Annotated in this window: 1 protein-coding gene; it reads left to right on the plus strand. The window is 77.3% G+C overall.

Features of this window, described 5'->3' with window-relative positions:
• The first annotated feature begins 169 nt into the window (after positions 1-169).
• The gene (locus tag OG989_RS19935) at positions 170-10,339 is read left to right on the plus strand and encodes a type I polyketide synthase (protein ID WP_327028046.1); all 10,170 of its coding nucleotides are present in this window, start codon (positions 170-172) and stop codon (positions 10,337-10,339) included.
• The last annotated feature ends 12 nt before the right edge of the window (positions 10,340-10,351 follow it).

Genomic DNA, 10,351 nt, shown 5'->3' on the forward strand with positions numbered 1-10,351 from the left:
CGTCCGGCGACAATTACCTTTCGTCCGGCGCGTAAGACCTGGTGGGGGCTGAAACGCTTTTTGTCTGGCAATTCGTGGTCGGCTGAATGGGCTTAGATCTTCGCGGCTTGTGGCGTCTGTGGACGGTATTGGGCCGCCTGTTTCTTTCCGGCCCGAAGAGGTGGCGTCAATGGCGACTGAAGATACGCTCCGGGAGTACCTGAAATGGGTGACGGCGGACCTTCACCAGACCAGGAGGAAGCTCGGCGAGCTTGAGGCGGCCAACCGGGAGCCGATCGCCATCGTCGGCATGGCCTGCCGGTTCCCGGGCGGGGTGGGCTCGCCCGAGGAGCTGTGGGAGCTCGTCGACTCCCGCCGCGACGCCTTCTCCGCGTTCCCCGCCGACCGCGGCTGGGACCTGGCGCGGCTGTTCCACCCGGACCCCGACCACCCCGGCACGTCGTACGTCGCCGAGGGCGGCTTCATCGACTCCGCCACCGAGTTCGACGCCGCGTTCTTCGGCATCTCGCCGCGCGAGGCGCTCGCCATGGACCCGCAGCAGCGGCTGCTGCTGGAGGCCGCCTGGGAGGCGTTCGAGCACGCCGGGCTCGACCCCTCGGCGCTGCGCGGCCACCAGGTGGGAGTGTTCGCCAGCACCACCGGCCAGGACTACGTGGGTCTGCTCCAGCAGCCGCCGCCCGGCACCGAGGGCTACATCCTCACCGGCACCGCGGCCAGCGTCGTGTCCGGCCGGATCTCGTACGCGCTCGGCATCGAGGGCCCCGCCGTCACCGTCGACACCGCCTGCTCGTCGTCGCTGGTCGCCCTGCACCTGGCCTGCCAGGCGCTGCGGCAGGGGGAGTGCACCCTGGCGCTCGCCGGCGGGGCCACCGTCATGTCCACCCCGTCCGCCTTCATCGGCTTCAGCCGCCAGCGGGGCCTGGCCATGGACGGCCGGGTCAAGTCGTTCGCCGCCGCCGCCGACGGCACCGCCTGGGGCGAGGGGGCCGGCCTGCTGCTCGTCGAGCGGCTCTCCGACGCGCGGCGCAACGGCCACCCCGTCCTCGCGGTGGTACGCGGCAGCGCGGTCAACCAGGACGGCGCGAGCAACGGGCTGACCGCCCCCAACGGCCCGTCCCAGCAGCGGGTCGTGCTCCAGGCGCTGGCCAGCGCCCGGCTCGCGCCCGAGCAGGTCGACGTCGTGGAGGCGCACGGCACCGGCACCACCCTCGGCGACCCCATCGAGGCGCAGGCGCTGCTGTCGACGTACGGGCAGGGCCGGCAGCCGGACCGGCCGCTCTGGCTCGGCTCGGTCAAGTCGAACATCGGGCACACCCAGGCCGCCGCCGGCGTGGCCGGGGTGATCAAGATGGTGATGGCGCTGCGGCACGAGACCGTGCCGGCGACGCTGCACGTCGACGAGCCCACCCCCAACGTGGACTGGACGGCCGGCGCGGTGTCGCTGGTGACCGAGCCGCAGCCGTGGCCCGCCGGGGAGCAGCCCCGCCGCGCGGGCATCTCCTCCTTCGGCATGAGCGGCACCAACGCCCACGTGATCATCGAGGAGGCGCCCGCCGCCGACCCGGCCCCCGCGGACGCCCCGGACGGCGCCGCCGCCGCGACCGACCCGGTCGCCGTGCCGGCCGCCGCCGACACCGCCCCGGTCGACGGGGCCGGCCTCGTGCCGGTGCTGGTCTCCGCCCGCGACGCCGGGTCCCTGGCCGCGCAGGCGACCCGCTGGGCCGACTGGCTCGACGACCGCCCCGAGCTGCGGCTGACCGACGTCGGCTGGTCGTCGGCGCGTACCCGGGCCAGCCTCGAGCACCGGGCCGTGCTGCTCGCCGCCGACCGCGCCGGCCTGGCCGACAGCCTGCGCGCGCTCGCCACCGGCGGCGACGCCCCGGGCCTGGTCACCGGCGCCGGCCCGCGCGGCGGCAAGCTCGCGTTCCTCTTCTCCGGCCAGGGCGCGCAGCGCAGCGGCATGGGCCGCGAGCTGGCCGCCGCGTTCCCCGTCTTCGGCCGGGCGCTCGCCGAGGTCTGCGCCGAGCTGGACCGGCACCTGCCCCGCCCACTCACCCCGGTGCTCTTCGCGCCCGAGGGCGACGAGGCCGCCGGGCTGCTCAACCAGACCCTCTACACCCAGGCCGGCCTGTTCGCCGTCGAGGTCGCGCTGTTCCGGCTCCTGGAGAGCTGGGGGATCGTCCCGGACGTCCTGCTCGGCCACTCGATCGGCGAGCTCTCCGCCGCGCACGCGGCCGGCGTGCTGTCGCTGCCCGACGCCGCCACCCTCGTCGCCGCCCGGGGCCGGCTGATGCAGGCCCTGCCGGCCGGCGGCGCGATGCTGGCCGTCCAGCTCCCCGCCGACGCCGTCCGGGCCGCCCTGACCGGCGTCGAGGACCGGGTCGCCGTGGCCGCCGTCAACGGGCCCACCGCCGTGGTCGTCTCCGGCGCGGCCGACGCCGTCGAGGAACTCGAACGCCGCTGGGCCGACCAGGGCGTACGCACCAGGCCGCTGCGGGTCAGCCACGCCTTCCACAGCCCGCTGATGGAACCCATGCTCGCCGAGTTCGCCGCCGTGGTGCGCGGGCTGGAACTGCACCCGCCGACGCTGCCGATCGTGTCGAACCTGACCGGCACGGTCGCCGACCCCGACGAGATCCGCACCGCCGAGTACTGGGTGCGGCACGTGCGGGAGGCCGTCCGGTTCGCCGACGGCGTCGACCAGCTGCGCGCCCTGGGTGTGCGTACGTTCCTGGAGGTCGGCCCCAGCGGCGTGCTCACCGCGCTGGCCCGCGACGTCCTGACCGCCGCCGGCGCCGACGACGACACCGCCGCCGTGGCGCTGCTGCGCCGCGACCGCCCCGAGCCCGCCTCCGCCCTCACCGCCCTCGCCGAGCTGCACGTCGGTGGGGTCGAGGTCGGCTGGGCGGAGCTGTTCGCCGGCGCCGACACCGCGCGGGTGCCCCTGCCCGCGTACGCCTTCCGCCGGCAGCGCTTCTGGCCCGAGCCGCCGCCCGCCGCCCCCGACACCGTGTCGGCGGACGGCGACGACGAGTTCTGGACCGCCCTGGAGCAGGCGGACGTCGACACGCTGCGCGGCGAACTGGGCGACGACGACGAGCAGGTCCAGGCGCTGCTGCCGGCCCTGCCCGTACTCACCTCCTGGCGCCGCTCCCGGCGGGAACGCTCCCTCGTGGACGGCTGGTCGTACCAGGTGACCTGGCAGCCCGTGCCGGTCGAGGACGGCGACGGCCCGGCGGGCCGCTGGCTGGTCGTGCTGCCGGCCGACGACGCGCCGGCGTGGGCCGACGGCCTGGCCGGGCTCTTCGGCGACGACGAGCCGCTGGTGCTGCGCGTCGGCGCGGCGGACCTCGACCGCGCGGCGCTCACCGCCCGGCTGCGGGACCTCCTCGACGGCCGGCCGGTCGACGGCGTGCTCGCCGTGGTCGCCGGCCAGGACCGGCTGCTGGCCGAGCACCCCGGCGTGACCCTCGCCGCGGCCAGCACCCTCGCCCTGGTCCAGGCGATGACCGACCTGGACCTGGTGGCGCCGCTGTGGTGCGTCACCAGCGGCGCGGTCGCGGCGGCCCCGGGCGACCGGGTCGCGCACCCGTTGCAGACCGAGGTCTGGGGCCTCGGCCGCGCGGCGGCCGTCGAGCAGCCGCACCGCTGGGGCGGCCTGGTCGACCTGCCGGCCACCGTCGACGACGCCACCACCCGGCGGCTCGCCGCCGTGCTGGCCGGTCACGTCGGCGAGGACCAGGTGGCCGTCCGGCCCGGCGGGACCTGGGCCCGCCGGCTCACCCCGGCCCCGCCGGCGGCGGACGAGCCCCCCACCGGCGACTGGTGCTCCGGCACCGTCCTGGTCACCGGCGGCACCGGCGCCCTCGGCGGCCACGTCACCCGCTGGCTGCTCGGCCGCGGCGCCGGGCGGGTGGTCCTGGCCAGCCGCCGGGGCACCGCCGCCCCGGGCGTGGCGGACCTGGTCGACCGGTACGGCGCCGACGGGCGGGTCACCGTCGCCACCTGCGACGTCACCGACCGGCGCTCCGTGGCGGACCTGGTGGACGCGCTGCCCGACCTGACCGCGGTCGTGCACGCCGCCGGCACCGACCAGCTCACCCCGCTGACCGACACCACCCTCGACGAGTTCTCCCACGTCGTCGCGGGCAAGGTGCTCGGCGCCCTGCACCTCGACGCCTGCCTCGCCGAGCGCGACCTCGGCGCGTTCGTCATGTTCTCCTCCATCTCCGGCGTGTGGGGCAGCGCCGGGCAGTGCGCCTACGGCGCCGGCAACTCCCTGCTGGACGCCCTGGCCGTCAACCGGCGCGACCGGGGCCTGCCGGCCACCGCCGTCTCCTGGACGGCCTGGGGCGGCGAACACGGCATGGCCGCCGAGAACGTGGCCACCGAGCAGCTCAACCGGATGGGCCTGCCGCCGATCGACCCGGAGAAGGCGCTCGTCGCCCTCGACCGGGCGCTGCGCCGCCCGACGCCCTGCGTGACCGTCGCCGACGTCGACTGGAGCCGGTTCCACCCCGCGTTCACCGTGGCCCGGCCCAGCCCGTTCCTGGGCGGCGTGCCGCAGGTGCGGGCGCTCGTCGCGCAGGAGGAGGAGGCCGCCGCGCCCACGGGCGGGGTCGCCGCGCCGCTGCGTCACCTCGCGGCGCTGCCGGCGGCGGAGCAGGAGCGGGAGCTGCTGCGGCTGGTCAACGAGCAGACCGCCGCGGTGCTGGGCCACGCCACCCCCGACGAGCTGCGCGGACGCCCGTTCAAGGACCTCGGCTTCGACTCGCTGACCGCCGTGGACTTCCGGGGACGGCTGAACGCGGCCACCGGCCTGCGGCTGCCCACCACGCTGGTCTTCGACTACCCCACCCCCGCCGAGCTGGCCGCGCACCTGCGTGAGCTGGTCTCCGGCGCCACCCCGGCCGACGCCCCGCAGACCGTCGTCGTCGACGCCGACGAGCCCGTCGCGATCGTCGGGATGGCCTGCCGCTACCCCGGCGGCGTCGACGGGCCGGAGGCGTTCTGGCGGCTGGTCGCCGACGGGGTGGACGCCATCTCGCCGTTCCCCACCGACCGGGGCTGGGAGATCCCCGAGCCGGCGGAGGGGACGCACCCCCCGGCGGGCGGCTTCCTCTACGACGTGGCGGACTTCGACCCCGCCTTCTTCGAGATCTCGCCCCGCGAGGCCCTCGCCATGGACCCGCAGCAGCGGCTCGCCCTCGAAACGTCCTGGGAGGCGCTGGAGCGGGCCGGGGTGGACCCGGCGACGCTGCGCGGCACCCGCACGGGCGTCTTCGTGGGCGCCTCCACCTCCGGCTACGGCACCGGGCTGACCGAGGTCCCCGAGGGCGTCGAGGGCTACCTGATGACCGGCGCCGCGCACAGCGTGATCTCCGGCCGGGTCGCGTACGCCCTCGGGTTGGAGGGACCCGCCGTCACCGTCGACACCGCCTGCTCCTCGTCGCTGGTGGCGCTGCACCTCGCCGGGGCGGCGCTGCGGCGCGGCGAGTGCGACCTGGCGCTGGCCGGCGGCGTGGCCGTGATGGCCACCCCCACGGCGTTCCAGGAGTTCTCCCGCCAGGGCGGCCTCGCCTCCGACGGGCGGTGCAAGTCCTTCGCCGCCACGGCGGACGGCACCGGCTGGTCCGAGGGCGTCGGCATGCTGCTCGTGCAGCGGCTCTCCGACGCCCGCCGGCAGGGCCGGCGCATCCTCGCCGTCGTACGCGGCTCCGCCGTGAACTCCGACGGCGCGTCGAACGGCCTGACCGCCCCCAACGGCCCCTCCCAGCAGCGGGTGATCCGGCAGGCGCTCGCCAGCGCCCGGCTGGCGGTCACCGACGTGGACGTCGTCGAGGCCCACGGCACCGGCACCGTCCTCGGCGACCCGATCGAGGCGCAGGCGCTGCTCGCGACGTACGGGCAGGACCGGGGCGACGCGGGCCCGCTGCTGCTGGGCTCGGTGAAGTCGAACATGGGCCACGCGCAGGCCGCCGCCGGCGTGGCCGGCGTGATCAAGATGATCCTGGCGATGCGGGAGGGCACCGTCCCGGCGACGCTGCACGTGGACGAGCCGTCGCCGCACATCGACTGGTCCTCCGGCGACGTGGAGCTGGTGACCCGGTCCCGGCCGTGGCCGGCGGTCGACCGGCCCCGCCGCGCGGCGGTCTCCTCGTTCGGCATCTCCGGCACCAACGCCCACGTGGTCGTCGAGCTGCCCATCGACGCGCCCGCCGACGCCGAGGCGGCCGACGCCCCGACGCCGCCGGCCGTCGGCGCGGAGACGCGGGAACACGCCGCCGGGCTGGTCGCCGCCGACGTGGTGGTGTGGCCGGTCTCGGCCCGTTCGACCTCGGCCCTGGCCGCGCAGGCGTCCCGGCTGGCCCGGCACCTGCGGGCCCACCCCGGCCTCGCCCCGGCGGCGGTCGGCTGGTCCCTCGCCGCGACCCGCTCGGCGTTCGACAGGCGTGCCGCGGTGCTCGGCGCGACCCCCGGCGAGCTGCTGGCCGGCCTGGACGCGCTCGCCGCCGGCACCCCGGCCGGCACCGTGCTGACCGGCACCGTCGCCAACCACGGCGCCGGCCCGGTGTTCGTCTTCCCGGGCGCCGCCCCGGCGGGCGCGGCGGCCGGACTCGTGGGCCGCTGCCCGGTCTTCGACGACGCCCTCGCCGAGTGCCGGCAGGCCCTCGCCCCCTGGGTCGACGTCGACCCGGCCGCCCTGCTGACCGGCGCGGACGCCTCCTGGGGCGAGCGGCCGGCGCTGGCCCGGCCCGTGCTGTTCGCCGTCGGGGTGGCGCTCGCCGCCGTCTGGCGGCACGCCGGCCTCACCCCGGCCGCGGTCGTCGGCGACGGCGACGGCGAGGTCGTGGCCGCCCACGTGGCGGGCCTGCTGTCCCTGTCCGACGCCGCCCGGACGGTGGCGCTGCGGGCCCGGGCCGCCGCCGGCGAGCTGGACCCCGACGGCCTCCGCGTCGCCCTGGCGGGGCTCGCCCCGCAGCCCGGGACCGCCCGGCTGGCCTCCACGCTCACCGGGGACTGGGCCGATTCGGCCCGCCTCGGTGTCGACCACTGGGCAGACCCGACCGGCCTTGGTGTCGACCGGGCCGGCCCCGGTGCCGACCCGACCGGCCTCGGAGCGGCACCGACCGCCCCCGGCGCCGACCGCCCGGCCGATGTCGCCGGGGGGCCGGAGCAGCTGGACGCCGCCCTGCGCGCCGCCGTCGACGCCGGACACGTGACCTTCGTGGAGATCTCGCCGGAGCCGGCGCTGACCGACCGGGTCGCCGCCGTCCTCGACGCGACCGGCGTCACCGGCCACGTCCTGGACACCCTCGCCGGGTCGGCCGACGCCGCCACCCGGCTGCTGACCGGCCTCGCCACCGCGTACACCCTCGGCCTGGCGGTGGACCACCGCCGGCTGCTGCCCGAGGCCGAGCCGGTCGACCTGCCCACGTACGCCTTCGACCGGAACCGGTACTGGCTGGAGCGCACCGGCGCGCACCGCTCGGTCCTGCCCGCCGTGGGCCTCGACGTGGTCGACCACCCGCTGCTCAGCGCGGTGGCCGACCTGCCCGGCGACGAGGGGCTGCTGTTCACCGGCCGGATCACCCTCGCCACCCACCCCTGGCTGGCCGACCACGCCGTGCTGGGCACGGTGCTGCTGCCCGGGACGGCGCTGGTGGAGCTGGCGTCCTGGACCGGCCGGCAGGCCGGCGCGGCGACCGTCGCCGAGCTGAACCTGGAGGCGCCGCTGGCGATCCCCACCGAGGGAGGAATCGACCTGCGGGTCCGCGTCGGCCCGCCGGACGAGACCGGGCACCGGCCCGTCGCCATCCACACCCGGCGCGACGACGACACCGGACCCGACGGTTCCCGCGCCTGGCAGCGGCACGCCTCCGGCCAGCTCGCCGACACCGTCGACCCGGAGCCCGCGCCGGCCGCCGTGTGGCCGCCCGCCGACGCCGAGCCGATCGCCCTCGACGGGCTCTACGCCCGGCTCGCCGCCCAGGGCTACCACTACGGCCCGGCCTTCCGGGCGCTGCGCGCCGCCTGGCGGTCGGGCCCGGACATCCTCGCCGAGGTCGCCCTGGACGCCGACGCGTCCACCGACACCACGGCCTTCTCGGTGCACCCGGCCCTGATGGACGCGGCGCTGCACGCCATCGGCGCCAGCGCCACGGCGGGCGCCACCGACGCCACGGCCGGCGACCCCGCCGGCGGCGCGTCGGGCGCCGAGGGCGGCCCCGACATCCGCCCGGGCCTGCCGTTCACCTGGTCGGGCGTGACCATCCGGCCCACCCGCGCCCGCGAGCTGCGGATCCGGCTGCGCGCCACCGACGCCTCATCCGTGGCCCTGACCATCACCGACACCGGCGCCACCCCGGTCGCCTCCGTCGACGGTCTGGTCCTGCGGCCCATCTCCGGCGAGCAGCTCAGCGCCGCCCGCCGGTCGGCCAGCCGGTCCCTGCACCGCCTCGACTGGGTCGCCCCCGCCACCGGCCGCGCCGACGGCACGTCCCGGCTCGTCGCCCTCGGCGACGACTGGCCCGGCGCCGACCGGCACCCGGACCTCTCCGCCCTGGTCGCCGAGGTGCGCGCGGGCGCTCCGGTGCCCGACGCGGTGGTGGTGACCTGCGCCGGACCCGCCGCCGACGAGCCGCACCCGGCCCGCCAGGCGCACCGCGTCGCCCACCGCATGCTCGCGCTGGCCCAGCAGTGGCTCGCCGAGGAGTCCCTCACCGCCGCCCGGCTGGTGGTGGTCACCCGCGGCGCGGTCCGGGTCGACCCGGACGAGCGGATCGCCGACGTGCCGGCCGCCACCGCCTGGGGCCTGCTGCGTTCCGCCCAGTCGGAGAACCCCGACCGGATCGTGCTCCTCGACGTCGACGACGACGCCCCGGCCGCCGCGCTGCTGCCGGCGGCCCTGGCCACGGGCGAACCCCAGCTCGCGGTACGCGCCGGCCAGCTCCGGGTGCCCCGGCTGACCCGGCTCGGCCCGCCCCCGGCCGAGGCGTCCGGCCCCGACCTGGCCGCCGGCACCGTCCTGGTGACCGGCGCGACCGGCCTGCTCGGGCGGCTCGTGGCGCGACGGCTGGTGACCCGGCACGACGTACGGCACCTGCTGCTGGTCAGCCGCAGCGGGGCGGACGCCCCGGGCGTCGCCGCGCTGGTCGACGAGCTGGCCGGACTGGGCGCCACCGCCCGGGTGGTCGGCTGCGACGTCACCGACCGCGACGCGCTCGCCCTGCTGGTCGACCAGATCCCCGCCGACCTGCCGCTGACCGGCGTGGTGCACGCCGCCGGGGTGCTCGACGACGGCGTCCTGCCCGCGCTCACCCCGGACCGCTTCGACACCGTGCTGCGCCCCAAGGTCGACGCGGCCTGGCACCTGCACGAGCTGACCGAGAAGCTGGACCTGGCCGCGTTCGTGCTCTTCTCCTCGGCGGCCGGCCTCTTCGGCGGCCCCGGGCAGGCCAACCACGCGGCGGCGAACTGCTTCCTCGACGCCCTCGCCCAGCACCGGCGCGACCGGGGACTCCCGGCGCTCTCGCTGGCCTGGGGGCCGTGGGTCAACGACACCGGCGACGGCCAGACCGGGCACGTCGACGAGGCCCGGATGAACCGGGGCGGCTTCGTCCCGCTCGGCGCCGACGAGGGCATGGACCTGTTCAGCGAGGCGCTGCGCTTCGCCGAGCCGGTGGTCGTACCGGTCAACCTGGACCTCGCCCTGATCGGCCGGCACGGTCCGGCGGCGGTACCGCCGGTGCTGCGGTCGCTGGTGCGGCCGGCGACGACCGGCGCGGCCCGGGCCGCCGAACGCGATCCGGCCGAGGCGCTGCGGGAGACCCTCGCCGCCACGGCGGAGGCCGACCGCGACCAGGTGCTCTCCGACCTGGTCCGCACCCACGCCGCCGCGGTCCTCGGCTACGCGTCGATCCGCTCGATCGACGTCGAGCGCGGCTTCGTCGAGCTGGGCTTCGACTCGCTGACCGCCGTCGAGTTCCGCAACCGGCTCAACGCGGCCACCGGCCTGCGGCTGCCGTCCACGCTGATCTACGACCGGCCGACCACGGCCGCGCTGGTCGAGTACCTGCGGGGCGCGCTGCTGGCGGAGCGGAGCACCTCCGCGCTGACGGTGCTCGGCGAGCTGAACAAGCTGGAGCACGCCATGCGGGCGGTGGCCTCGGCCGACACCGACCGGGCCGCCGTCGGCGCCCGGCTGCGTGAACTGCTCTCCCTGTGGACCTACACCGAGTCCGGTGCGGACTCCGCCGCCGACGAGGGCGCCAGCCTCGAGTCGGCCTCCGCCGAGGAGATCTTCAGCCTGCTGGACGAAGAGTTCGGCTCGGCCTGATCCGGCATGTCG

The sequence above is a fragment of the Micromonospora sp. NBC_01740 genome (genome assembly GCF_035920365.1).
Lineage (GTDB): Bacteria > Actinomycetota > Actinomycetes > Mycobacteriales > Micromonosporaceae > Micromonospora > Micromonospora reichwaldensis.